Annotated in this window: 25 protein-coding genes; 5 read left to right on the forward strand and 20 right to left on the reverse strand. The window is 67.3% G+C overall.

The features are described 5' to 3' along the window. The first annotated feature begins 20 nt into the window (after positions 1-20). Positions 21-671 (forward strand): histidine phosphatase family protein, encoded by a 651-nt coding sequence (locus tag GQE99_RS02605; RefSeq protein WP_161350027.1) that lies wholly within the window; start codon positions 21-23, stop codon positions 669-671. Between the two features lie 114 nt (positions 672-785). Here the strand turns inward: GQE99_RS02605 and GQE99_RS02610 are convergent, their stop codons facing one another. The 10 genes from GQE99_RS02610 to GQE99_RS02655 all read right to left on the reverse strand — a co-directional run bounded on the left by GQE99_RS02610 (position 786) and on the right by GQE99_RS02655 (position 12887). Further along, positions 786-1106, reverse strand: a complete 321-nt coding sequence (locus GQE99_RS02610) for a DUF3775 domain-containing protein (RefSeq protein ID WP_161350028.1) — start codon at positions 1104-1106, stop codon at positions 786-788. A gap of 60 nt (positions 1107-1166) precedes the next feature. Then, complete coding sequence (locus GQE99_RS02615; protein WP_161350029.1) at positions 1167-2402, reverse strand: DNA recombination protein RmuC; 1236 nt, start codon at positions 2400-2402, stop codon at positions 1167-1169. Further along, complete coding sequence (gene mutL / locus GQE99_RS02620) at positions 2399-4273, reverse strand: DNA mismatch repair endonuclease MutL (RefSeq protein ID WP_161350030.1); 1875 nt, start codon at positions 4271-4273, stop codon at positions 2399-2401. The genes GQE99_RS02615 and mutL overlap by 4 nt, the downstream gene beginning before the upstream one ends. Before the next feature lie 110 nt (positions 4274-4383). After that, entirely contained in the window at positions 4384-5694 is a 1311-nt protein-coding gene (locus GQE99_RS02625) for a M16 family metallopeptidase (protein ID WP_161350031.1), read from the reverse strand. Next, complete coding sequence (locus GQE99_RS02630) at positions 5691-7046, reverse strand: M16 family metallopeptidase (RefSeq protein ID WP_161350032.1); 1356 nt, start codon at positions 7044-7046, stop codon at positions 5691-5693. Before GQE99_RS02630 ends, GQE99_RS02625 begins: the two co-directional genes overlap by 4 nt. An 89-nt stretch (positions 7047-7135) precedes the next feature. Beyond that, on the reverse strand, positions 7136-7663 hold the full coding sequence (locus GQE99_RS02635; RefSeq protein WP_235917086.1) for a DUF3035 domain-containing protein: 528 nt from the start codon (positions 7661-7663) through the stop codon (positions 7136-7138). Positions 7664-7714: 51 nt separating this feature from the next. Continuing rightward, positions 7715-8194 (reverse strand): signal peptidase II, encoded by a 480-nt coding sequence (lspA, locus tag GQE99_RS02640; RefSeq protein ID WP_161350033.1) that lies wholly within the window; start codon positions 8192-8194, stop codon positions 7715-7717. Position 8195: 1 nt separating this feature from the next. Continuing rightward, complete coding sequence (gene purH, locus GQE99_RS02645) at positions 8196-9785, reverse strand: bifunctional phosphoribosylaminoimidazolecarboxamide formyltransferase/IMP cyclohydrolase (RefSeq protein ID WP_161350034.1); 1590 nt, start codon at positions 9783-9785, stop codon at positions 8196-8198. 13 nt (positions 9786-9798) lie between these two features. Then, complete coding sequence (locus tag GQE99_RS02650; protein WP_161350035.1) at positions 9799-11532, reverse strand: heparinase II/III family protein; 1734 nt, start codon at positions 11530-11532, stop codon at positions 9799-9801. Positions 11533-11624: 92 nt separating this feature from the next. Continuing rightward, a complete protein-coding gene (locus GQE99_RS02655) occupies positions 11625-12887 on the reverse strand; it encodes an RsmB/NOP family class I SAM-dependent RNA methyltransferase (protein WP_161350036.1) in 1263 nt (420 codons plus the stop codon). Positions 12888-12952: 65 nt separating this feature from the next. Here GQE99_RS02655 and GQE99_RS02660 point away from each other — a divergent pair, with 65 nt between their 5' ends. Continuing rightward, the gene (locus GQE99_RS02660) at positions 12953-13132 is read left to right on the forward strand and encodes a DUF1674 domain-containing protein (protein WP_161350037.1); all 180 of its coding nucleotides are present in this window, start codon (positions 12953-12955) and stop codon (positions 13130-13132) included. A 261-nt stretch (positions 13133-13393) separates the two neighbouring features. Here GQE99_RS02660 and GQE99_RS02665 read toward each other — a convergent pair whose 3' ends face one another. Further along, positions 13394-14680, reverse strand: coding sequence for a calcium-binding protein (locus tag GQE99_RS02665; protein ID WP_161350038.1), 1287 nt, complete (start codon positions 14678-14680; stop codon positions 13394-13396). A gap of 156 nt (positions 14681-14836) precedes the next feature. Here GQE99_RS02665 and GQE99_RS21245 point away from each other — a divergent pair, with 156 nt between their 5' ends. Both GQE99_RS21245 and rpsO read left to right on the forward strand, forming a co-directional pair. Further along, on the forward strand, positions 14837-15217 hold the full coding sequence (locus GQE99_RS21245) for a DUF5665 domain-containing protein (protein WP_202530559.1): 381 nt from the start codon (positions 14837-14839) through the stop codon (positions 15215-15217). A gap of 141 nt (positions 15218-15358) precedes the next feature. Then, complete coding sequence (rpsO, locus tag GQE99_RS02675) at positions 15359-15628, forward strand: 30S ribosomal protein S15 (RefSeq protein ID WP_161350039.1); 270 nt, start codon at positions 15359-15361, stop codon at positions 15626-15628. Between the two features lie 64 nt (positions 15629-15692). Here rpsO and GQE99_RS02680 read toward each other — a convergent pair whose 3' ends face one another. Then, the gene (locus GQE99_RS02680) at positions 15693-16226 is read right to left on the reverse strand and encodes a cytochrome b (protein ID WP_161350040.1); all 534 of its coding nucleotides are present in this window, start codon (positions 16224-16226) and stop codon (positions 15693-15695) included. Position 16227: 1 nt separating this feature from the next. Then, positions 16228-16797 carry a YceI family protein gene (locus tag GQE99_RS02685; protein ID WP_161350041.1) on the reverse strand — a complete coding sequence of 190 codons (570 nt, stop codon included), beginning with the start codon at positions 16795-16797 and terminating at the stop codon, positions 16228-16230. A gap of 313 nt (positions 16798-17110) precedes the next feature. On the opposite strand from GQE99_RS02685, the gene pnp reads away from it, so the two are divergent. After that, positions 17111-19264: a polyribonucleotide nucleotidyltransferase gene (pnp, locus tag GQE99_RS02690; protein WP_161350042.1), complete on the forward strand. Its 2154-nt coding sequence runs from the start codon at positions 17111-17113 to the stop codon at positions 19262-19264. Between the two features lie 66 nt (positions 19265-19330). On the opposite strand, the gene GQE99_RS02695 is transcribed toward pnp, so the two are convergent. The 7 genes from GQE99_RS02695 to GQE99_RS02725 all read right to left on the reverse strand — a co-directional run bounded on the left by GQE99_RS02695 (position 19331) and on the right by GQE99_RS02725 (position 25042). Then, positions 19331-20134, reverse strand: coding sequence for a hypothetical protein (locus tag GQE99_RS02695; RefSeq protein ID WP_161350043.1), 804 nt, complete (start codon positions 20132-20134; stop codon positions 19331-19333). Then, positions 20127-20858 (reverse strand): metallophosphoesterase, encoded by a 732-nt coding sequence (locus GQE99_RS02700; RefSeq protein WP_161350044.1) that lies wholly within the window; start codon positions 20856-20858, stop codon positions 20127-20129. The genes GQE99_RS02695 and GQE99_RS02700 overlap by 8 nt, the downstream gene beginning before the upstream one ends. A gap of 93 nt (positions 20859-20951) precedes the next feature. Continuing rightward, positions 20952-21545 (reverse strand): hypothetical protein, encoded by a 594-nt coding sequence (locus tag GQE99_RS02705; RefSeq protein WP_161350045.1) that lies wholly within the window; start codon positions 21543-21545, stop codon positions 20952-20954. Positions 21546-21609: 64 nt separating this feature from the next. Then, positions 21610-21744: an aa3-type cytochrome c oxidase subunit IV gene (locus GQE99_RS02710; protein WP_161350046.1), complete on the reverse strand. Its 135-nt coding sequence runs from the start codon at positions 21742-21744 to the stop codon at positions 21610-21612. 81 nt (positions 21745-21825) lie between these two features. Continuing rightward, the gene (locus GQE99_RS02715; protein WP_161350047.1) at positions 21826-22290 is read right to left on the reverse strand and encodes a DUF6173 family protein; all 465 of its coding nucleotides are present in this window, start codon (positions 22288-22290) and stop codon (positions 21826-21828) included. Then, complete coding sequence (locus GQE99_RS02720; protein WP_202530560.1) at positions 22287-23330, reverse strand: MBL fold metallo-hydrolase; 1044 nt, start codon at positions 23328-23330, stop codon at positions 22287-22289. Before GQE99_RS02720 ends, GQE99_RS02715 begins: the two co-directional genes overlap by 4 nt. Continuing rightward, positions 23327-25042, reverse strand: coding sequence for an acyl-CoA dehydrogenase (locus GQE99_RS02725; RefSeq protein ID WP_161350048.1), 1716 nt, complete (start codon positions 25040-25042; stop codon positions 23327-23329). Before GQE99_RS02725 ends, GQE99_RS02720 begins: the two co-directional genes overlap by 4 nt. Positions 25043-25078 lie beyond the last annotated feature (36 nt).

Consider the following 25078-nt stretch of genomic DNA (forward strand, 5'->3'; position numbering starts at 1 on the left):
GAACGGATGAAGGAAGTCAGATGTCACAGGTCACGCTGGTGCGCCACGGACAGGCGAACTCGGTCTCGAACGACGAACACGGCTACGACAAGCTGTCCGAGCTCGGCCACCAGCAGGCAGCGTGGCTGGGGCAGTATTTCGACAGCGTCGGCGAGGTGTTCGACCGGGTCTATTCCGGGACGCTGGTGCGCCACAGGGAGACCGCCGCCGCGATGGGGCACGCCGATCCGGTGTGCGACGCGCGGTTGAACGAGGTCGCTTATTTCGACCTGTCCGCCAAGATGCATGCGCAGATGGGGATCAAGCCCCCCGAGAACCGCGACGAGTTCATCGAGCATCTGCCGCTGGTCTTCACCGCCTGGCGCGAGGGCCAGATCAAGGACACGATCGAGACCTACACCCAGTTCGAGGACCGGGTGGGCGAGGTCCTGCACGAGATCGCGGAGGGCGACGGCCGGGCGCTGGTCTGCACGTCGGGCGGCTGGATCTCGATGGCGATCAAGGTGTCGATGGGGCTGCAGCTGTCCGCGATGGCGCGGCTTGCGCTGACCATCATGAACAGCTCGGTCCACCAGCTGCACCCGGTGGGCGCCGGGCTCACGCTCACGCGGTTCAACACGGTGCCGCACCTGGCCGACCCGGACCGGCAATACGCCCAGACCTTCATCTGAGCGGGGCGCGCCTGCGCGCGCGCAGGTCTGGCGCGTCCGCGCCTCCGGCGCCGCCGCGCGATGGGCGGGGGCCAGCCCCCGCACCCCCGGCGTATTTCGGGAAAGATGAAAGGGTTACTTGAGGTGGTCGTCCTCGAGATCCTCGACCGAGTATCCCAGCGCCTCGAGCCCGGCCTCCAGGTAGTCGGCAAGCAGGGTTTCCCCCATCAGGTAATCTTCGGTCGGCGCGGTGGCTTCGGCCTTGGCGGTCTGAATCGCCTCATCGAGTTCCTCGGCCGAGAAGGTGTCTCGCCCGATCCACATCACCGCCACGAGGCTCGCCTGTTCGTCGGTGTTGAGATCGGAGATGTAGCTGCGGATGATCCGTTCCGTGTCAGGCAGTTCGCGCGCCTGGATCGCGATGCGGGCGATGCGGGAGGGGCTGATTTCGAGCATGTCTGACCTGTCCTTTGTGTTGCCCCCATTTACCCGCGCTTGCGGGGGGACAGCAAGCGGTCAGGTCTTGGGCAGGCGCACGACCGGCGAGACTTCGTCGTCGGGGGCCAGTTCCTCGAAATCGAAATTGTCGAGCCGCTGGGCCCGCCGGCCCGCCTTTTCCGCCGAGATCTTGATCTCGGAGATGTCCTTGGAGGCCTGGTGGAAATGCCGGTCGAGGTTCTCGACCCGGTCGCCCAGCCGGGTGACGTCGGACGACAACAGGTGCAGTTCCTTGCGGATCGCGCCGGCCTGTTCGCGCATGCGGGCGTCCTTGAGGATCGCGCGCATGGTGTTGAGCGTGGCCATGCAGGTGGTCGGGGACACGATCCAGACCCGGGCGTTGAAGCCTTCGCGCACGACGTCGGCGAAATTGGCGTGAAGTTCGGCATAGACCGCCTCGGAGGGCAGGAAGAGAATCGCGCCGTCGGCGGTTTCACCCTCGATGATGTAGCGCTCGGAGATCGCCTTGATATGGGCGCGCACGGCGGTCTTCATCTGCCGCCCCGCCTCGACCGCCTGGGCCTGCGTCTCCGCGCGGCGCAGCGCTTCGTAGGCCTCCAGCGGGAATTTCGAATCGATCACGATCGGGCCCGGCGGGTTGGGCAGGTGGATCAGGCAGTCGGCGCGCCGGCCGTTCGAAAGCGTCTGCTGGAAGGAATAGCTGTCCGAGGGCAGCGCCTTCGAAACGATGTCGTTGAGCTGGATTTCCCCGAAGGCGCCACGCGTCTGCTTGTTCGACAGGATATCCTGGAGCGAGAGCACGTCGCCCGACAGCTTCTCGATGTTGGCCTGCGCCTTGTCGATGGTTGCGAGGCGTTCCTGGAGTTCGGTCAGCGACTTCGTGGTCTTCACCGATGAGCCGGTGAGAGTTTCGTTCATCCGCTCCTGCAGGTCCGAGAGTGCGCGGGCCGATTTGAGCGCGTTCTCGTGCAACCGGTCCTGCATCTGGCGCTGCACCTCGGAGAGGCGGGTTTCCATCGTGTGGATCATCTGGCTCTGCGCGTTGGCTTGCGCGTCCGACACGGTGCGCAGGCCACCCGACAGCTGGTCCTGCCCCTGTCCCAGCATCTGCACCGCCTGGCCGATCCCGCTCACCTGGCGCGCCAGATCCGCGTTCGTCGCGCCCGCCCGGCCGGTACGCACGACGAGCACGGCCAACAGGATGACGAGCAGGACGACCACGCCGCCCGCGATCAGCGCGGCCAGCATCAGGGGGTCGGAGAGGTCGAGGGTGGTATCACCGATCTGGATCATGTGCGCCCGAAGAGCCGTTCGATATCGGCCAGTTTGAGTTCGACATAGGTGGGCCGGCCGTGGTTGCACTGGCCGGAATGGGGCGTCGCTTCCATTTCGCGCAGGAGGGCGTTCATCTCCTCCGGGCGCATCCAGCGGCCCGAGCGGATCGAACCGTGGCAGGCGACGCGCGACAGCACTGCTTCGATCCGGGCCTGGAGCGTCTGGCTCTGCCCGAGGTCGGCCAGCTCGTCGAGGATGTCACGGATCATCGCCTCGGCGTTCACCTGGCCCAGGATTGCAGGGGTTTCGCGCACCGCGATGGCGCCGCCGCCGAAGGGCTCGATTACGAGTCCGAGGCGGGCGAGCTCGTCGGCAAGGCCCAGGAGCAGGCCGGCATCGCCCTCGGAGAGGTCCACGATTTCGGGGATCAGCAGCGCCTGGGAGGCGACGTCGTTCTCCGCCATCTGGCGTTTGAGCTTTTCGTAGACCAGCCGTTCGTGGGCGGCGTGCTGGTCTACGATGACCATGCCGTCCTCGGTCTGGGCGACGATGTAGTTCTCGTGGACCTGCGCGCGGGCGGCGCCCAGCGGCAGCCGCTCGTCCGCCCCGCGGGTGACTTCGCTGTCCGGGGCGGCCGCGCTGTCCGGCTCCACCACCGGGTCGAAACGGGCCGAGGGCTGCTCGGCGAACCCCATCGGGGCCTGGGCTTGCCGCGCCGTGTGTATCGCGCCCTGAGAAGGGCGGTCCATCTGGTAGACGCGCGGCATGGCATCGGCGGACGCGGCGGGCTGTTCGGGGCGCATGGCGCCCAGCGTCGCCTCGGCCACGGTGGAGGACGCGCGGTGCCCCGCTTCGGCCAGCGCGTGGCGGATGGTGGTGACGATCAGCCCGCGCACGAGCCCGGGTTCGCGGAAGCGGACCTCCGATTTCGCCGGGTGCACGTTCACGTCCACCAGCTTCGGGTCGCAGGTGACGAAGAGCGCCGCGGCCGGGTGGCGGTCGCGCGACAGGAAATCGGCGTAAGCCCCGCGCAGCGCCCCGATGAGAAGCTTGTCGCGCACCGGGCGGCCGTTCACGAACAGGAACTGCGCCACGGCGGCGCCGCGCGAATAAGTGGGCAGCGCGGCATATCCCGTGAGCCGGAAGCCTTCGCGCAGCGCGTCGAGAGGCACGGCGTTGCCGGCGAAGTCGCGGCCCAGCACGGCGGCCAGCCGGGCGTGGAGCGCGTCGAACAGGTCGCCCTGCTCCGGGGCGGCGCGGAAGGTCACGCGCCCCTCGCCGCCGCCCGACACGTCGCGCAGGGTGAAGCCGATGTGCGGCTCTGCCATCGCAAGGCGTTTGACCACGTCGGTGATCGCCTGCGCCTCGGCCCGGTCGGTGCGCAGGAACTTGAGCCGCGCGGGGGTCGCGAAGAACAGGTCGCGCAGCTCGACCACGGTGCCGCGCGAGAGCGCCGCGGGTTTCACCGGCTCCATCTCGCCGCCGACGACACGCAGGCTCGCCGCCGCCCCGTCGCAGCGCGACGTGATCGTGAGCCGGCCCACCGCGCCGAGGGACGGCAACGCCTCGCCCCGGAAGCCGAAGGTGTGGATGTCGAGCAGGTCGGAGCCGTCGATCTTGGACGTGGCGTGGCGGCTCAGCGCCAGCGGCAGGTCGTCCGCCGTGATGCCGCAACCGTCGTCGATGACGCGGATCAGGGTCTTGCCCCCGTCGCCGTAGGCCACGTCGATCCGGGTCGCGCCCGCATCGATCGCGTTCTCGACCAGCTCCTTCACGGCCGAGGCCGGACGCTCCACGACTTCGCCCGCCGCGATGCGGTTGATCGCCGAATCGTCCAACTGGCGGATGATCGGCCGTTCGCGGCTTATATTGGGGGCGTCGTCTGGCATGCCACCAGACCTAGCATGACGGCACGCGATTCCGCCAGCGGTTAAGAGGGGCTGAACACCTCCGTGCGCGGCGGTTGCACGGCGGCCACGGGGCCGCCGCACGCGGGGTTTCAGTTCACGGTGGGCTCGAGCTCGGCGGGCTGCCCGACCACCACAAAGCGCAGGTTCTCGGGCTGGAACAGCTCGGATGCGACGCGGTTCGCCTCTTCCAGCGTGACCGCCCGGACCTTGTCGTTGCGGGTCTCGGGGTAGTCGATCGGATAGCCGTCCATCTGCATCGACGTAAGGATGTTGGCGATGTTGCCATTCCCGTCGAAGCGCAGCGGATAGGCGCCGGTGAGGTAGGTCTTGGCCGCTTCGAGCTCTTCGGCCGTGATACCGTCTTCGGACATCTTGCGCCATTCGTCCTGCACGACCGACACGGCCTCGCCCATCACGGCGTTCTGCGAGGAAAAGCCCCCGCCCAGCACGTCGGAATAATCGCTGTCGGCCAGGTAGGTGTAGATACCGTAGGTCAGACCGCGCTTCTCGCGAACCTCGTCGAACAGCCGGTTCTCGAAGTTCGAGCCGCCCATGATCGTGTTCACGATGTAGGCCGCGAAGAAGTCGGGGTTGTCGATCTCCATCCCCGGCTGGCCGAAACGGGCCACCGATTGCGGCGTCTCGAAAGGCACGACGGAAACGCCCGGGTCCGCGCTGTATTCGACCGGCCCGGGATATTCGCCGCCCTCTTCGTGCAGGCCGCCCAGGACCGTGTCGATCACCTCGCCGAACTGTTCGGGCGTGATGTCGCCCACGGCGGACACGTAGACGCGGTCGCGCGCGATGGCGTTCTTCCAGGCCGTCACGATGTCATCGCGGGTCAGTCCGGACACGCTCTCGATCGTGCCACCGTCGTAGGAGCCGTAGGGATGATCGCCGTAGGCGGCTTCGGCGATGGCGTCGCTCGCGATCTCGTTCGGGTCCGTCTTGCGGGACCGCAGATGCGCCAGCACCTGTCCCCGCACCCGTTCGATGGCATCGGCGGCGAACGTGGGCTCTTCCAGCGCGACGCGCACGAGCTCGACCGACGGGTCCATGTTCTCGGTCAGGAAGCGCGCCGACACGGTCAGCGCGTCACCGAAAACGTCGAAGCCCACCGATGCGGCAAGCTCGTCCTTGGCTTCGGCATAGGCGCGGCTGTCCATGTCGCCAGCGCCCTCTTCGAGCAGTCCGGTCATCAGGTTCGTCGCGCCCCGTTTTCCGGGCAGGTCGAGCGATGTGCCGCCCCGGAACCGGATTTCGAGCGCGACGAAGGGAATCGAGTGCTCTTCGACCAGCCAGCCGGTGATGCCGCCGGGCGAGGTCACCTCCTCGATCGGCACCTGTGCGCGGGCCGGGGCGAGCGTGAGCAGCAGAAAGGCGAATGCAAGACGGATCATTGGATGGCCTCCTCATCGGCGGTCGGTTCCGCGTCGGGCCCGGTGAGCCAGCCGGTCACGGAATTGTCGCGTTGCAGCACCTTCTCGGCAGCGGCCATCACGTCTTCGGGCGTCACCGATTGCAGCACTTCCGGCCAGGCTTGCACATCCTCGATGGTCAGGCCCGACGTCAGCGCGGCGCCGTACCGGTTGGCGAGCCCGCGCATGGAATCCTGCGCGTAGATGTCGTTGGCGCGGATGCGCGTCTTGATGCGGTCGAACTGTTCGGGGTCGATGCCCTCTTCCATGAAGTCGGCGAGCACGGCATCCATCGCCGCTTCGGCCTCGGTCAGCGACACGCCTTGGGCCGGAACAATGCCGATCCGGAAGGACGACAGGTCGAGGCTCAGCGCATCATAGCCCGCGAATGTCGATACCGCGACCTGCTGGTCGAATTCGAGCGCCTGGCCGAAGACAGAGGTGGCCGAATTGCCGCCCAGGATCTCGGACAGGTAGATCAGGGCCGCCGCTTCGGTCTGGTCGTCCGGATTGCGTTCCGGGGCGATGTAGCTGCGCACCACGTAGGGCTGGCTGACGCGCGGGTCCTCGTAGGTCATGCGGCGTTCCGCAAGCTGGACGGGCTCTTTCGGCCGGTCCCGCGCCTCCAGCCCTTCGGTCGGCTCGAGCGGCCCGTAGTAGGTCCGGGCGAGCTCTTTCACCTCTTCGGGTTCGACGTCGCCCGCGACGACGAGGATCGCGTTGTTGGGCGCGTAGTACTTCCGGTAATAGCCCATCGCGTCTTCGAGCCCGAGCTCTTCCATCTCGTGGCGCCAGCCGATGACCGGGATGCCGTAGGGATGGTTCATGTAGAGCGCAGCCTGCATCTGTTCGTTCAGAAGCGCGCCGGGCGAATTCTCGGTCCGCATCGCGCGCTCTTCGAGGATCACGTCGCGCTCGGTCGCGATGTCCCCCTCGTTGAGCCGGAGGTCGCGCATCCGGTCGGCTTCCATCTTCATCATCAACTCGAGCCGGTCCGCGGCGATACGCTGGAAATACGCCGTGTAATCCTGGCTGGTGAACGCGTTGTCGGACCCGCCATTCTCGGCCACCACCCGGCTCAGTTCGCCGGACTCCATGTCGTCGGTCGCCTTGAAGAGCAGGTGCTCAAGGAAATGCGCGATGCCGGACTTCCCCGGCGGTTCGTCTGCCGCGCCGGCGCGATACCAGACCATGTGGACCACGACCGGGGCGCGGTGATCCTCGATCACAACCACCTGCATGCCGTTGTCGAGCGTGTAGTCGGTCACCTCCTGTGCCGCGGCAGGCCAGGCAAAGGCGAGCGCGGCCAGGCAGGCCGATAGAAATCGGGTCATCAGAAATCCTCCGTTCACCAAACAGAGTTAGCCGATGACGCCGGCGGGACAACCCCGATGACGCCCGTGTGATCGCTGATCGGCGGAACTCAGTAGCGCTCGGGATCCGGCGGGGCGGAAGGGGTATAGACGCCGGCGGCGCGCAGGCGGTCGAGCTCGCGGTGCTGGTCGAGCGACTGCTGCGCATAGCTGTCGTAGTAGACGCTGACGTTGAACAGGCGCTCGAGCAGGCGACCGTTGTTCTCGCGCCGGTACTCGGCGTCTTCCTCCGCCAGAACCTGGCGGATGTTCGGGTTCGCCCCGTAGCGTTGCGCATGGGCCAGGAGCGTGCCCTCACCCGCGTTGGCGCGGGTCGAGGTGACAGCCTCCGGGTTGCCGCCCAGCGCGGCCACGGCGTCGGCCTGCGGATTCACGTCGGCGCGGTTGGTGCCGCCCGGCGTGGGCGCGGGCAGCGCGGCGTAATCCTCGGGCTGCTCCAGCGGCTTGTTGGGCATGATCGAGAATTCGTCCGGCGTGTCCGTGCGGATGTTCATCAGCTTGGGATCCTCGTCGGCACAGGCGGACAGCAGCCCGAGGGCCACAACAGATAGTCCGAATTTCATGACGATGGCCCGCATCTATGCCTCCAACACCCGTTTGCCCTTCTTTACCCCATTCGATTTGCCGCGTCACGGGGCCTTTTTTCTCTGCCCCTCCCCGGGGAAAAGGATCAACCCGATGGCCCCGGCAAACACTGCAATATCAGCCACATTGAAGGAATAGGGATTGGTAAATCCGCAACAGGACATGTTGAGGAAATCCGCCACCGCGCCATAGACGACCCGGTCGACCACGTTGCCGATCGCCCCGCCCACGAGCACCCCGGCCGAGATCAGGCCGAAGCGGCCCAGGTTCTCGCGCCGGACCCACCAGATCACCCCGAGGCTGATCGCGATGGCGATCCCGATCAGGATCCAGCGCATGATGTCCTCGGACGAGGAGAACAGGCCGAAGTTCACCCCCTCGTTCCACGCCATGCGGAAGTTGAGGTAGGGGGGCCACACGTCGATGGCCCCCTTCGTCTTCAGACTCATCCCCTGCACGACCCAGTACTTCGTCACCTGGTCGAGGACAAAGACGATCGCCGCGGAGATGACCATCAGCCGCATGTCAGTGCCGGAAGTGCCGCATGCCGGTGAAGACCATCGCGAGCCCGGCCTCGTCGGCGGCCGCGATCACCTCGTCGTCCCGCATCGAGCCGCCCGGCTGGATCACGCAGGTCGCGCCCGCCGCCGCCGCTTCGAGCAGGCCATCGGGGAACGGGAAGAACGCGTCCGAGGCCACGGCCGATCCGATCGCCGGCGTCTCGGGCAGGCCGAGCTCCTTGGCCATGCGTGCGGCCTTGGTCGCGGCGATGGTGGAGCTGTCGAGACGGCTCATCTGGCCCGCGCCCACGCCCACCGTCGCCCCGTCCTTGACGTAGACGATGGCATTCGACTTCACGTGCTTGGCGACTTTCCAGGCAAACAGCAGGTCGCGCAGTTGCGCGTCCGTCGGGGACTTCTTCGTCACGACCTTGAGGTCGCTCTCGCCGATGAAGCCGTTGTCCTTGTTCTGGAACAGGTAGCCCCCTGCCACCTGCCGGATCGTCTGCCCGCCCACGCGGGTGTCGGGCAGGCCGTCGGTGGTGAGGAGCCGCAGGTTCTTCTTGGCCGCGAACACCTCTTTCGCCGCGTCCGAGGCGCCCGGCGCGATGACCACCTCCGTGAAGATCTCGGCGATCTTCCGGGCGGTCTCTCCGTCGAGCGGCTGGTTCAGCGCCACGATGCCGCCGAAGGCCGAGGTGCGGTCGCAGTCGAACGCCTTCTGGTAGGCATCGATCAGCGTCTCGCCGCGCGCCACGCCGCAGGGGTTGGCATGCTTGATGATGGCCACGGCGGGACCGTCCTCGGGCGCGAATTCCGCCACCAGTTCGAACGCCGCATCGGTATCGTTGATGTTGTTGTAGCTCAGTTCCTTGCCCTGGTGCTGCGTCGCGGTCGCGACGCCGGGGCGGGACGAGCCATCGGTGTAGAACGCCGCGTCCTGGTGCGGGTTCTCGCCGTAGCGCAGCGTCTGGGCCAGCTGACCGGCCACGACCCGGCGGCGCGGGGCCGTCTCGCCGATGGACTCGGCCATCCAGGTGCTGACGGCGGCGTCATAGGCGCCGGTGCGGGCATAGGCGATCTGGGCCTGGCGCTGGCGGAAGGCATAGGTGGTCGCGCCGTCGTTCGCGTCGAGCTCGCCCAGCAGCGCGTCGTAATCCTCGACATCCACGATGGTGGTGACGAAACCGTGGTTCTTGGCCGCCGCGCGGATCATCGCGGGACCGCCGATGTCGATGTTCTCGATCATCTCGTCGTAACCCGCGCCGCGTGCGAGCGCCGCCTCGAACGGGTAGAGGTTCACCACCAGCAGGTCGATGGGTCCGATCCCGTGCTCCTTCATCGCCGCGACGTGGTCGTCGTTGTCGCGCAGGGCCAGAAGCCCGCCGTGCACCATCGGGTGCAGCGTCTTGACGCGGCCGTCCATCATCTCGGGGAACTGCGTGACCTCGGCCACGTCCTTGACCGTGACGCCGGCCTCGCGCAGCGCGCGGGCGGAGCCGCCGGTCGACAGGATCTCGACCCCACGCGCCTCGAGCGCCTGCCCCAGCTCGGTGAGCCCGGTCTTGTCGGATACGGAAATGAGCGCGCGGCGCACGGGCGAAAGGTCGGTCATGTGGATCCCCAAGTCAGTCCTGTCCAGCGTCCGGCTCGTCCATGACCAGATCGCGCACGCCGATTGGCGTGTCCTGCGCCTTCGCCAGGGACCAGCGGATGCGCGTCGCATAATCCATTGCCGCGCCGGATAGAACCACCTGTTTCGACGCACGCGGCTTCAGGCGGTTCTTTTCGAGGTAGACCGAGGGGTCGAGCGACAGTTCGACCGGCCCGTCGAACCTGAATACCCAGATCTCGCCGGAGCGCAGCGCCATCGACACGGCGGTGCCCCCGAGGTCGATGGTCGCATCGACGTCCGGGTGCAGGTGGAAGCGGATATCGAACGGCACGCCCTCGCCGGTTTCACGCGAAAGGGCGCGGTCGAAGGTGGCCTGCTCGGCCTCCGAAACCGCCGCCAGCGTTTCCTCTCCGGCGATGGTGCGCCCGTCGACGGCAAGCTCGATCCGGCGCACGTAGGCAAGCCCGTAGCGCGGCTGGTAACCGTCGTGCCCGCCGACGACGCCGATCATGTCCATGTCCCCGATCCGGCGCGCCTCGACCTCGCCCGGCACTTCGACCAGGCGGGCCCGCGGCCCATGAATCGTTGGCTCTATGGGACCCATGCGCGACGACGACACGCCGGTGAGCCCCAGCACCGAATGCGACGGCGTGGCACGTCCGGCCTTGCCCCAGTCCTCGCCGAACTGCAGACCCGAACCGCAGTTCACGATCAGCGGGCGCCGCCCCGACGTGACCTCGAAGGCGAGCGTCGAGGCATGGCCGTTCCAAGAGGCCGCGCCCTGCGGGGGCTTGTCGGCGTCGATGATGACCGAGGTGCGACCGGAGGACAGCCGCGCAAAGCCCATCGCGGGACCGTCGACCGGCCCGCCACGCACGCCGGAGGTGGCGAGCGCCTGGTCGAGCCGCCCCTCGGCGCCGCGCCCGCCACCGTGAAAGCGCGCCAGCCCGCCGTCGGAATGTCGCAGGGCGCGCAGGATCGGCGCGATGTGTTCGATGGCCCGCTCATGCGAGGGCGCCGGCGTCCGCCCCGATTCGCGCAGGGCGAGCGCCGCCCAGTTGAGAAGGGTGAAGACCTCGAGCAGCTCCTCGGGGTTGCGGGTCGGGATGCCGCCGGCCGCGTCGATCTGCCGGTCGCATTCCCGGCCCAGCGCGGCCACGGCGGGTTCGATGAGCCGCTCCATCCCGATGAGCGACAGGCCGGCATAGATCAGGCCCGTCAGCGCCTCGAACCGCGGCAGGCCGGGCGACGTGCCTTGCCATCGCCGGGAGACGAAGATCGCCTGCTGCGCGAGGGATCGAAAGAAGGCGTCGGACCCGGGCTCGTCCAGCCCCCGAAGCACGAGGACCGCGTGGTTGATCCAGCGGATCAGACGGCGTCCGGCCACGTCGGGGACCCAGCCGGGACCGCGCCCACGCCCGTAGCGCTCGATCCAGTCCATCGTCCAGAACTGCGCCCGGGCGCGCGCATCCCGGTCGCCCAGCGCGGCCAGGTCGTCCATCCAGACGAAACCTTGCAGCGCGTCCTCGAAATCCGGACTCGGCGGCCGGATCTCCCACAGCGTGCGGGCGGGGGATTGGACGAGGTGCCCGGCGAAAAGGAAATTGCCGGCGACCATCTGCTTGCCACGGGCATAGCTTCCGATGGTGCGCGGTTCCGGCTGCGACGTGAACCCGACCGCGGGCTTGGCGCGCGCGGCGCGCCAGGCGTGCCAGCGATTGAGCCACCGCGTTCTGCGGCTGATCATGCGGGAATCCGTCGCCAACGTCGCCTTGCCTCACCTCATGCATCGACCCTTGCCGGGTTCTGGCGGCACTCTACAGACGCCCGGTCCGGGAGTCATGCCTTAACCAGGCACGCGATGTAGAAGCCGTCCATTCCGCCGATCTCGGGCCAGTAATCGGGGCGCAGGCGCAGCCCGCCCTCCTCGGTCCGCCAGGACGGGTCGATGCCCGGCCGGTCGAGCGCGGCGGTGTCCACCGAAAGGTCCGGGTGACGGGCGAGCGCGTCGCGCACCTGTTCCTCGCCCTCGTCTATGAGCAGGCTGCATGTGCAATAGACCAGCCGCCCACCGGGCTTGAGAAGCCCCAGCGCCCGGTCGATCAGGTGTTCCTGCAATTCGAAGAGTCCGGGGAAGTCCGACCCGTCCTTGGCATGCGGCAGGTCCGGGTGGCGCCGGATGGTCCCCGTGGCCGTGCAGGGCGCGTCGAGCAGGATCGCGTCGAACGGCCCGCCCTCGTATTCCAGCGCGTCCGCGGTGACGCAGGTCGCTGCAAGACCGGTGCGTGACAGGTTCTCGGCCACGCGCTCCATCCGGCTGGCGGAAATGTCGACCGCCGTAACATCGGCTCCCGCCGCGGCGAGCTGGAGCGTCTTGCCCCCCGGCGCCGCGCAGAGATCGAGCACCCGCTCACCGGGTGCGGCGTCGAGGATGCGGGCCGGCAGCGCGGCCGCGGCGTCCTGCACCCACCAGTCGCCGGTATCGTAGCCCGGCAGCGACGTGACCTGGCCGGCCGTGCCAAGCCGGATGGACCCGGTGGGCAGGAGCCGCCCGTCCAGGCGCGCGGCAAGCGCGGCCGGATCACCCTTGGCCGTGAGGTCCAGAGGTGCGCCGGCGTAGAACGCCGCCTCCATCGCCGCCACGGTGTCCTTCCCGTAGTCGTCCGTGAGCGGCTTGCGCAGCCATTTCGGCAGGCGCGGGACCGGCAGGGCGTTCCAGCCATCGGGATCGACCTTGCGAAGCACCGCGTTCACGAGCCCCGCCATGCCCGCCGTCTTCTTGTCGGCCCGTGCGAGCGTCACGGCGGAATTGACCACCCCGTGCGAGGCTGACCCCTCTTCGCAGATCTCGGCGACCGACAGGCGCAGGAGGTTCAGGATACGCGCGGACGGCCGCTTGCGCAGGTGCGGGCCCAGAACCCGGTCGGCCCGGTCCATGACGCGGAACGCGGTCAGGGTCAGCCGCTGGGCGCGGGCACGGTCTTCCGGGGCGAGCGGGGCAAGGCGCTTGGCCAGCACCTCGGACAGCAGCCGCCGATGCTCCAGCACGTCCCCCATCAGGTCGAGCGCCACCTTGCGGGGCAGGGTCGGGTCGGCGGTCATGGGCTCTCCTTTGCCAATCGCGTGGCGACGACCTATATCAACCGGGAGAGACAAGGAAGCCTGCCATGAGCGACGAAACCAAACGCGACCTGCCCCCCGAAGCCCTGCGTGCGCTGGCCGAAGCCGAGGAGCGGCGCAAAGCGGCAGCGAAGACTGAACTCCCCACCGAACTGGGCGGGCGCGACGGCCCGGAACCGGTGCGCTACGGCGACTGGGAGAAGAAGGGGCTGGCGATCGATTTCTGATCGGACGCGGCAGCCGCGGTCCTCGGGGTAACAGCACGTTTGCATTTGCGTGCGCCAGGGCAACCGCAAGCCATTGATTTCCCATAATAATCGGAAAACCGGAAAACCAGTTTTCCGGAAAAGCGGTTTTCCGGTGCACACCGTGACGGCAGGGCCCATCCCAAGGCGCGCGCCCAGTTGAACGTCGGGCGTCCACCCACGAACCAGCGATTTCGGAAGAAGTGATACGTCCGGCCTCCCGACGCACCAAGCCGTCAGGCGTCAGGAGAAGATGTCCGGCGTCACCTCGACAAGCACGTCCGACGGCGTGATGCCCGGCGTGCCGCGCAGCAGGGCCACCACGGTGCCATTGACCGAAACGACGCCATCAGCCCCGTCCGCGCTCGCACCCACCGCGACCTCGATCTCACCGTGATCCAGCACGGGGTTCAACGTGACCCGCAGGAAATCGACCCCCGGTTCGAAATCTATCACTTCCGCATGGCCCGTCCCCGTGGCGTCGTCGTGGTAGACCCAGAACGTGTCCACCCCCGCGCCACCCATGGCCCGGTCCGCGCGATCCATGATCAGCGTATCACGCCCGGCCCCGCCGTGCAGGTCGTCCGCCGCGCCGTCGATGTGCCAGTCGAACGCGTGCCGCTCCCACCCGATCTGCTGCTCGACCCGTCCGTGATGGTCGATCACGTCGTCGCCCCCACGGCCGAACAGCCGGTCCGCACCGAAGCCCCCGGCAACGAAATCGTCGCCCGGGCCACCATCGATTACGTCATCGTCGGCAATCGTGGTCCCATCCGCGGCATGCGCACCGCCGAAGAGCCGTTCACCCGCCGTCCCGCCGTGAATCCGATCATCGCCCGGCCCCCCGTCGATCACGCTTTCCGCCCCGCCGCCGATCAGCACATCTTGGCCGGTTCCCCCGAACAGCGCTGATGCGCCGCTGCCGGTCCGCATCGTATCCGCACCCGACCCGCCGAAGGCATAGGCCGCCCTTTCGCCCAGAGCGATTTCGTCGTTCCCCGCGCCACCATCGACCAGGTCGACACGGCCCGGCGCACCGATCACCGGCGTGCCGTCATGGTCGCTCACCGTCCCTGCCCCCGCGCCACCATCCGGCAGGACCAGCGTGTCGTCGCCCGCGCCAAGCACGTGGTCGGCGGTCGAGGGTGCGTGGTCGCCCAGCCAGTCCACGCCGATGTTGAAATCCGTCTGCGTCGCGAGCAGTCCCTGCAATGCCGATCCGCTGCCGGGCACATAGCCCTCGCCGGGGGTCTCGATCGGATCCAGCACCTTGGCCGGATCCACCGGGGCGCCGATCACCGGCGTTTCGTCCCCCTCGTTCGGCGCCAGGACCGTGTCGGGGTCGACCGGATCGCCGATCACGGGCGTCTCGTCCCCGTCCTCCGGACGCAGCACCGTGTCGACTGCTACGCGCCGGGGCGCATCGCCGCCCTCATCCGCCTCCCCCTCGGGATCGCTTCCGGCGCCAAGGATCATGTCGCCAAGGAAATACAGCGGCACCAGACCGAGCAAGAGCAGCGCGACACCCATCCAGTGACCCTTTCGACCCCCGCCCGGCCCAAGTGGCCGGACGGCTGAACATAGCACGAACGCCTGCCGTCGCGGCCGGAAAATACTTAAGATTCAATGTTAACAGGGTGGTTGAGACACGACCCCGGAGTGCTACGTTCAGGGATGGAGGACGACATGGCCGAAGAGACCCAGAACGATGATCTCAGTGACGAAGTGCGCGCGCTGCGTGCCGAAGTCGCGAAGCTGAACAATCATCGCTACATCGTGATGCACGACCAGCTCCTGAAACTGGGCCTGTTCCAGCTCTATCGCGGGCTCGCCTTCGGCCTGGGGTCCGTGCTCGGGGCGACCATCCTGGTCTCGGTCGCGGCCTACCTGCTTGCGCAGATCGACTTCATCCCGATCATCGGCGACTGGGCCGGCGACATCGCGCGCGAAATCGACGCGGACAATGCCGAAAGCTACGGGGTCGACGCCGAAGGCGACGGGCAGGACGGTCCCGACGCGACCATGAGCCCGGGCACACCGGAGACGGACGGGGACGATGCCCCCTGACCTGTCCCGGTGAAGAAAACCCTTTCCCCGACGGGCGATTCCCCCTATACGCCCGCATCTGCAGCACATGCTGCGCTCCACGGGCCCTGCTGGACGACATCCCGGCTTGCGCCATAACCCTCAACCGTGAAGGAGACCCCGATGTCGATCACTGCTGACGAAAAGAACGCGCTCATCAAGGAATACGCGACGAAGGAAGGCGACACCGGTTCGCCCGAAGTCCAGGTCGCCATCCTGACCAAGCGCATCGCGACGCTGACCGAGCACTTCAAGACCCACAAGAAGGACAACCACTCCCGCCGTGGTCTGCTCAAGCTCGTCGCCCAGCGCCGGAAGCTTCTGGACTACCTCAAGGGCAAGGACGAAGGCCGCTACCGCGACCTCATCAAGAGCCTGGGTATCCGCCGCTAAGGAATTCGGTTCGATCCTCGAACCCGCGAACGCCCGCTCTTTCGAGCGGGCGTTTTCATTTGCGTCAGGCCCGCCCCCGAAGCATCCGGCGCAGCGTGCCATCCCGGCGGTGGAACGCGCCCGCGACGTGGAGCAGGATGAGCGCGGCGAGAAGCTTGGTCAGCACGCCGTGCGCGGCGAAGAACGCCGTTTCCCAGCCCTCCGACACCGGTGCGATGCGGGGCAGCGTCCAGCTCTCGAACACGACCACGTCGATCCCGGTCGCCGCGCTGGCGATCCAGCCGGTGAGGGGCACGGCGAGCAGCAGCAGGTAGAGCGCGAGGTGGGTTCCCTTCGCCAGCCGGTCCTGCCACGCGGGGCCAGAGGGCATCGGCCCCGGCGGGGGTGAGAGGCGGTGCCAGAGCACCCGCAGGATCACCAGCGTCAGCGCCACGAGCCCGAAGGACTTGTGCCAGCCGAACAGGTGGAAGTTGGACATGTCCACCTCCATCCGCGCGATGTAGGTCCCGAAGCCGAGCATCCCGATGACGAGGACCGCGGAGATCCAGTGGATCGACCGCGTGACGATGCCGAACCGCGCCTCGGTGTTGCGCATCATGTCACTCGACCCTGTCCAGTCGGGCCACGACCTTGATGACCACGCGGTCGGAGACCATGTCGCTCCACCCGGTCGCGCCGAAGTCCGACCGGTTCAGAGCGCCCGTGAGATGCACGGACATCTTCGACAGGTCGCCGGCGTCGGTGCCGCGCTGACGAAAGACCTGGGCCTGAAGCCGGACGGGCCGCGTAACGCCACGGATGGTCACCTGCCCGTCCACCTCCGCGGTCGTCGTGCCGATGCGCAGGGTCGAGGAGCGGAATGTCATGGTCGGGAACTGGCCGGTGGCCAGGACCTTGGGTCCCTTGAGCGCCTGTTCGGCGAACGGAAAGCTGGAGGTCGCCCCGGCGGCGTTCAGAGTCACCGAAACGCTGCTGTTGGCATTGCTGCGAAAGTCGAGCGTGACATCGGCCGCGGCCACCGGGATCTGCCCCCTGATCAGGTCATCGCCGAAGCCGACCTCGTAACCGACGACGGATCGCGCCGCGTCGAGGCGGTAGGAAACGGGCTCGGCCAATGCCGTGGCGGACCAGATCGTGAGCGCCAGGATGGACGCCAGGAACCGAAGCATGAACACCTCCTGCATGTGGTTGCCACTCTAGCAGTCTATACCCTGCGCCGGGAGCGTTGGTTCACTCGCCTCCCCGGCTCTGCCCACCCGGGCGCGGGCGCCCGCCCCGCCCCGGCTGCGCCGTTTTCCGCCGCGCCGCGCCGGCGCCCGGAAAGGCTTTCAAATGGCGCTGTTTTCCTGTATGGGCCAGTCATCTGAGACGTGACGCTCTGACCCCGGCGCATGAAAAGGTAGAGGGGTCGGCGGCAATGGGGCCGCCATGACAACGGGAGACGCGGGGTACGCCTGCGGGAGCTCCCAGAAGGATGCTTACATGTTCAACGAAGTGAAAAAATCCATCCAGTGGGGCGAAGAGACGCTGACACTGGAAACGGGCAAGGTCGCCCGTCAGGCCGACGGCACCGTGATCGCCACCCTGGGCGAGACGTCGGTCATGGCGAACGTGACGTACGCCAAGGAACCGAAGGAAGGTCAGAGCTTCTTCCCGCTCACCGTCCACTACCAGGAGAAATACTATGCCGCGGGCAAGGTGCCCGGCGGCTTCTTCAAGCGCGAGGCGCGGCCGACCGAGAAGGAAACGCTGACCGCGCGCCTGATCGACCGCCCGATCCGTCCGCTGTTCGTCGACGGTTTCAAGAACGAAGTGCTCGTGATGTGCACGGTTCTGTCCCACGACCTCGTCAATGATCCCGACATCGTCGCGATGATCGCGGCCTCGGCGGCGCTGACGATTTCCGGCGCGCCCTTCATGGGCCCGATCGCCGGTGCTCGCGTGGGCTACGAGGACGGTGAATACGTCCTGAACCCGACCTGCGACGACATGCACGACCTGCGCAACAACCCGGACCAGCGCCTGGACCTCGTCGTCGCCGGCACGAAAGACGCCGTGATGATGGTGGAATCGGAAGCTTACGAGCTGTCCGAGGCCGAGATGCTGGGTGCCGTGAACTTCGCGCACCAGCAGATCCAGCCGGTGATCGACTGCATCATCGACCTGGCCGAAGAAAGCGCGAAAGAGCCCTTCGACTTCACGCCGCCGAACTACGACGACCTGTTCGAGGCCGTCAAAGCGGCCGGCGAGGACAAGATCCGCGCCGCCTACGCGATCACGGACAAGCAGGAGCGCACCGCCGCGGTCGCCGCTGCCAAGACCGAGATCAAGGAAGGCCTCTCCGAGGAGCAGCTCGAGGATCCGAACCTCGGCGCCGCGCTCAAGAAGCTGGAATCGGATGTCCTGCGCGGCTCGGTCGTGCGTGACAGCAAGCGGATCGACGGTCGCGCCCTGGACGAAGTGCGCCCGATCAGCTCCGAGGCCGGTTTCCTGCCCCGGACCCACGGCTCGGCGCTGTTCACCCGCGGCGAAACCCAGGCGATGGTCATCACCACGCTGGGCACCGGCGACGACGAGCAGATGATCGACGCGCTCACCGGCACCTACAAGTCGAACTTCCTGCTGCACTACAACTTCCCGCCGTACTCGGTCGGTGAAGCCGGTCGCGTGGGCCCTCCGGGCCGTCGTGAAATCGGTCACGGCAAGCTTGCCTGGCGTGCGCTTCAGGCGGTTCTGCCGGCGGCGACCGACTTCCCCTACACCATCCGCGTGGTGTCGGAGATCACCGAATCGAACGGGTCCTCCTCGATGGCTTCGGTCTGTGGCGGCTCGCTGTCCATGATGGACGCCGCCGTGCCGCTCAAGGCGCCGGTCGCCGGTGTGGCGATGGGCCTGATCCTCGAAGACGACGGCTCCTACGCCGTTCTCACCGACATCCTCGGTGACGAGGACCACCTGGGCGACATGGACTTCAAGGTCGCGGGTACGGAAAACGGCATCACCTCGCTCCAGATGGACATCAAGGTGGCCGGCATCACGCCCGAGATCATGGAGAAGGCGCTGGCCCAGGCGAAAGACGGCCGGATGCACATCCTGGGCGAAATGAACAAGGCGCTGTCGGCTGGCCGCACCGAGTTCTCCGCCCACGCCCCGCGCATCGAAACGATGACCGTTCCCACCGACAAGATCCGTGAAGTGATCGGCTCGGGCGGCAAGGTCATCCGCGAGATCGTGGAAGTCTCCGGCGCCAAGGTCGACATCAACGACGACGGCATCATCAAGATCGCCTCGCCGAACGGCGACGCCATCCAGAAGGCCTACGACATGATCCACGCGATCGTGGCCGAGCCGGAAGAAGGCGAGGTCTACAAGGGCAAGGTCGTGAAGATCGTCGATTTCGGCGCCTTCGTGAACTTCTTCGGCAAGCGCGACGGGCTGGTGCACGTCAGCCAGATCGAGAACCGCCGCCTGAACCATCCTTCTGACGTTCTGAAGGAAGGCCAGGAAGTCTACGTCAAGCTTCTGGGCTTCGATGATCGCGGCAAGGTTCGCCTCTCCATGAAGGTCGTGGACCAGGAGACCGGCGAAGAGATGCCGCAGGAAGACAAGAAGAAGAAGAAAGAAGACGCCGAATAAGGCGGGCCTCTTTCGAGGAACCGGCCCCGGTGGAAACACCGGGGTCTTTTTTTGTCCGCCGCCCTGTCAGCTCGGACGCGAGAGCTTTCGCTTGAACAGGTCCGTGGGGTTCAGCCAGTCGACATAGGTGTCGGTCCCGGCATAGCGCCCCTCGAAGAAACGCTCCGGGGCCGCCAGACGGCGCACCTCGTCGGGAATGCAGACGAAGGCTTCGACCCCGTCGAAGTTCCACGCGATCAGCATCCGGGGCGAGTCGCAGGAGATCGCCGAGACATGCGCTTCCGGCAGGCGCACCGGCGGGTTCTCGGCGGCGAAGGCCTCGGCGTGGATCGTCTCCTGCGCGTCGCGCAATTCGGACCATATCGTCACCTCTTCGGCCCCGATGGCATTGAGGTAGCGGTGGATCATCGGCTCCATCACCACCGGCATCGTGTCCTCTTCGGGCTTGTAGAGCCCGCGGGCCACCAGCCGGTCGAGCGCATCGGTGATCGGCCCGTCCTGGTCGGGCCGGTCCGCACCGATGGTCCAGAGCCAGGCGGTGCGCGCGAAAAGGTTGAAATCCGACGCGCCGACAAGGCGCTGCACCTCGTCCCAACGCACCGGTTCGCCCGATTGCTTGATCTCGTCCTCGAACCCTTCCGGCGCCTCGTTCGGGCGCGCCATCACCGCGTCGGTCAGACCCGCGTATTCGACCACTTCGCGCAGATCGGCGTGGATCGGGCCGAAGGCGGCGGTGGCGGGGCTGTAGCCCGGCACGCGGAAGAAGGGGTGGAAGGCGATGAAGACGTGGTCGTAATCGTCCGCGAACCAGTCGAGCAGCGTGCGTTCGACCGGCGGCAGCGTCAGGTGGCGGGGCGGCGTGTCATACATGGGGCAGCGTTTCCCGTCCGTCCTCGGTCAGAAGCCACGCGTCGCGCCCCTCCAGCACCACGGCGCTGATGGGCTCGCCGTACCCGGCGCGGCTGTCGATGTTGAGCCGGTTGCCGTAATGCGTGGCCGCATCGATCGCGGTGTGACCGTGGACGATGAGCTTGCCGTGATCGCGCGTGTCCGACAGGAACGGCTCGCGGATCCAGACGAGGTCGTCCTCGTCCTGCCGATCCAGCGGCACGTCCGGATGTATGCCGGCATGGGCGAAGAAACAGGCCCCGCGCTCATACTGCAACGGCAGGTCGGCGATGAACGCGCGGTGCGCCTCGGGCACCTTGGCGCGGGCGTCCCGGTGCAGCTCGACGGCCGGAAGGCTCGTGTCCACGCCGTAGGAAGCCAGCGTCTCGGACCCGCCCAGGTTGGGATGCAGCCACTCCAGCTGCGGGCGCAGACGGTGGTCGCGCGTTTCGCTTTCGCGCAGGAAGAGCTCCATCATCCGGTCGTGGTTTCCCTTGAGCACGATCCAAGGCTCGCCGGAGGACATCCCCGCCAGCAGCCGGTCGATCACGCCGCGCGTGTCCGGCCCCCGGTCGCACAGGTCGCCGATGTGAACCACGGGCGCGCCGTCGTCGCCGGCCCGCGCGCGGTCCTTGGCGATCAGGCGGTGAGCCCGGTCGAGTTCGCTGGAATAGCCGTGAATGTCACCGATGGCATAAGTACGCATGGCGCCCTGTTACCCGCTGTGCCGGCCGGCCAAAACCCCCGAAAACGAAAGGCCGGGCGATCGGCCCGGCCCTGCTCTTGATGTGTCCTGCCCTCAGACCGGCGGGGCGAGGATCTGTCGGTTGTCGTCGGGGTCGTTGTCGCGGAACACCTGCTCGGTTGCGCCCGGAAGCTTCTCGAACGCGGCCATCGCGGTGGTCGGGAACAGGGTTCGCGGAATGCTCTCGAACCCGGGCAGGTCGCGCAGGATCGACGTCACGGCCTGCGTGCACATCGCCTTGGGCACCGCCCCGTACGCCTCGGCCAGCCGGATCGCCTTCTCGGCCACGGCCGGACTGACGACGAGGTCGTGGCGATAGACGCGCCACGTCACGCGGGCGTGGTAGTCGATGTAGAAATCGACCGCATTCTCGCTCATGCCGTAATGCACGTCGTTCCGCTCGGGGATCTGGGGGTGGTACCAGGTCCCGGCCGGATCGAAGAGGATCCGTTGCGACCCGTTGATCAGAAGCCCCGCGTGCCCGCCGTTGTCCGAGCTGTTGCTCACCACGGTGAAGAGCGTGATCGTCGGCGGACCGCCGTGGACGTAACGCGCCCGCGCGACTTCCTCGGCCGGAGCCCATTTGCTTTCCGCCGCACAGGCCGTGAGCCCGAGCAGCAGGAACAGAGACAGGATGATGCGTCGCATGGCGGGGTCCGTCCTTGCCGGGAGGTGAAAGCCCCGGGCCGCCGGACGCGGCCCGACGCGGGGATCAGGCGCCGATGATGGCCAGAAGGATCAGGACCACGATGATCGCGATCACGGACCGGATGGTAATCTTGATGAACCCTTCGAAGGTCTTTTCCTGCACCGAAATGTCCATCGATCCTTGCTTGTGTTCAGCCATTTTTCATCCTCGCAAGACTGTATTTCGGCTTCGATTAGACGATTCCGCCCGTGCTGTCACGTGCCAGACGCCCCGGGGGCGTCATTTCGTCCCTGGTGTATCCTGCGCGTCGCGTTCCAGGTCGGCCACGAGCCGGAAACCGATGCGGTAGGGTTCCTTGTGCTCGGGCTTGCGCGGCATGGCCCGCAGGATGACGTTGAGTTGGCTGACGTGCTGCACAAGCTGCGTCTTCGCGCCCGAGGTGTCGGTGCCGTAGAAGGTGACGATATCCGGGTCGAAATAGCCGATCCCCTCGATCCGAAGCACCCCGGCGTCCGATCCGGTGAACCCCATCGCGACCTCGTGCTCGTTGTCGAGCTGTTCCTCGAAATTCTGGATGTAGAGGATCATGCGTTGATACGCCCACTCCGCCGGGCTCTTCGCCTCGGGCGGCGTGTCGCCCATCGCGGCCGGCAGGGGCTTCTCCTCGGCCCCGGGCGCCGCGTCGTCCGAGCAGCGCGCGACGGCGGCGCGGGGTTTGCCCGACGGCGACGCGCCCGCGCTCATGCCCGCGCACCTTTCACCTGGAAAAGCCAGGCGTCATCGTCGCGCCGCGTGCGGGTGACCTTGCCGGTCTGGTAGAGGTGGTTGAGATGGGCCAACGCTTCGACCAGGGCGAGGCCATACTCGCTTTCCCCGATCTTGCGCTTGAAGATGAAGGGAAAGCATTCGACGGCGGTGCGCGGCGCGTCGAGGTGCTGGATCAGCCGCTCGAGCGCCGAATGGTGGTTCTGGATCAGCTGCTTCATGCGCGTCGGAAGCCCGCGATAGGGCAGCTTGTGGCCGGGCAGGACCAACTGCTCGGGCCGCGCGTGGTGGATGAGCTTGCGGCAGCTTTCCAGCCATTCGCCCACCGGGTCCGCCTCCGGCTCGGTCGCGTAGACGCCCAGGTTCGGACTGATCGTGGCGAGAAGCTGGTCCCCGCCATGCACGAGGTCGTCATCGAGGGACCAGAAGGTCGCGTGCTCCGGCGCGTGGCCGTTGCCGATCCGCACGTCCCAGGTGCGGCCGCCGAAGACGATGGTGCTGCCTTCCTTGATCCGGCGGAACCCGAGCGGCAGTTCGGCCACCACGTCGGCAAAGTTGAACGGCCGCTCATGGGCGCGCTGTTCGTAGATCTCGCGATCCATCCCCGCCGAACGCCAGAAGGCCAGCGTTTCGTCGACCGGCTTTTCGTGCTCGTCGAGCCGCAGCATCCGGGACATCAGCCAGGCGGTGCGCGTCGTCACCAGTTCGGCCCCGTGGTCGCGCTGGAACCAGCCGGCCAGCCCGACGTGGTCAGGGTGGTGGTGGGTGACGATCACGCGATGCACCGGCTTGCCCGCCAAGGGGCCGGACAGGATCGTCTCCCAGATCGCGCGAGTCTTCTTCGTGTCGAAGCCGGTGTCGACGATGGTCCAGCCGTCTCCGTCATCGAAGGCGAAGACGTTGACGTGATCGAGCTTCATGGGCAGCGGCAGGCGGAACCAGAGCACGCCCTCGGCGACCTCGACCGCCTCGCCCGGTTCGGGCGCCACGTCCCAGGGAAAGCTCAGGTGCACGGTCAAACCGCCAGGTCCTCGACCGCCAGCGCATAGAGGCCGTCCGCCCCGGCGCGCGCCTGTTCGAGAAGCGCGGCGTGCTCGGGCAGAAGGCGCTCGATGTAGAAGGCGGCCAGCGCGCGACGCGGCCCGTCGCCGCCCTCGGCCACGGCCGAACGCAGGTGGTAATGCGCCCCAAGCACCCGCGCGAAGGCGGACTGGAAAGGCACGGCGCCCGCGAACCGGTCCTGCAGATCCTGCTCGACCAGCCACTCTGTCGCCTCGCGCAGCGTCTCGGCCGCGCTCCAGACCGCTTCGGCGAGCTTGCCGTAGGATTCGCGCGCGGCTTCGGCGTCGGTCTCGATCTCGTCGAGAATGCGGAACGCGGTGTCGCCACCGTCCATCATCTTGCGCGCGACGAGGTCCATCGCCTGGATGCCGTTCGTACCCTCGTAGATCGAGGTCACGCGCACGTCGCGATAATACTGCGCCGCGCCGGTTTCCTCGACATAGCCCATCCCGCCGTGCACCTGCACGCCGAGCTCGGCCACCTTGATGCCGGTATCGGTTCCATAGGATTTGGCGATCGGGGTGAGGAAGGCGGCCCGCGCCTTCCAAGCCTTGTCACCGGTGGCGCCCGCCATGTCGATCGCGGTGGAACAGGCCAGCGCGATGGCGCGCGCGGCATAGGTTTCGGCGCGCATCTGCACCAGCATCCGGCGCACGTCGGCGAAATCGATGATCGTGCCGGTGCCGTTCTCGAGCGGCGTGCGTCCCTGCTTGCGGTCGAGCGCGTAGGCCAGAGCATGCTGGTAGGCGCCTTCCGCGACGCCCACGCCCTGCACGCCCACGTTGAGACGCGCGTTGTTCATCATGGTGAACATCGCGGCCATGCCCGCGTGCTCTTCACCCACGAGCCAGCCGGTCGCGCCCTCGAAGCTCATCACGCAGGTGGGCGAGCCGTGCAGGCCCATCTTCTCTTCGAGCGACACGACGCGCAGGTCGTTGGCCTGCCCCGGCTTGCCGTCGGCATCGGGAATGAGCTTGGGCACCATGAAGAGGCTGATCCCCTTGGTCCCCGGCGCCCCGTCGGGCAGGCGCGCCAGCACGAGGTGGCAGACGTTGTCGGCCATGTCGTGATCGCCCCAGGAGATGTAGATCTTCTGGCCCGTGATCGCGTAGGTGCCGTCGCCGTTGGGCACCGCCTTGGTGGTGAGCGCGCCCACGTCCGAACCCGCCTGCGGTTCGGTCAGGTTCATCGTCCCGGTCCACTCCCCGGAGGTGAGCTTGGGAAGGTAGAGGTCCTTCATCTCGTCGGAGGCATGCGCCTCCAGCGCCTCGATCTGGCCCTGGCTCAGGATCGGGTTGAGCCCGATCGCGAGGCAGGCGCCGCCGATCATGTCGTTCAGGCTGGCCGTCAGCGTGAAAGGCAGCCCCATTCCGCCGTGCTCCGGGTCGCCGGACATGCCGATCCAACCGCCTTCGGCCATCGCCTGGTAGCCCTCCCGGAACCCCGGGCTCGCCCGTACGACGCCGTTTTCAAGCACCGCGCCGTCGGTGTCGCCGACACGCTGCAGCGGCGCGATCACTTCATCGGCCAGCTTGCCCGCTTCGGTCAGGATGGCGGAGACGGTTTCATCGGTCGCCTCGGCGAATTTCTCGGTGTCCTGGACCGCGCGGAACCCGACCACGTGATCGAGCAGGAACTGGAAATCGTTGACGGGAGAGCGGTAGGGCATGGGACACCTTTCGTTGGCTTGGCAAGGCGGGGCTGC

Origin of the sequence: Maritimibacter harenae, assembly GCF_009882975.1 — a bacterium.
GTDB classification, from domain to species: Bacteria; Pseudomonadota; Alphaproteobacteria; order Rhodobacterales; family Rhodobacteraceae; genus Maritimibacter; species Maritimibacter harenae.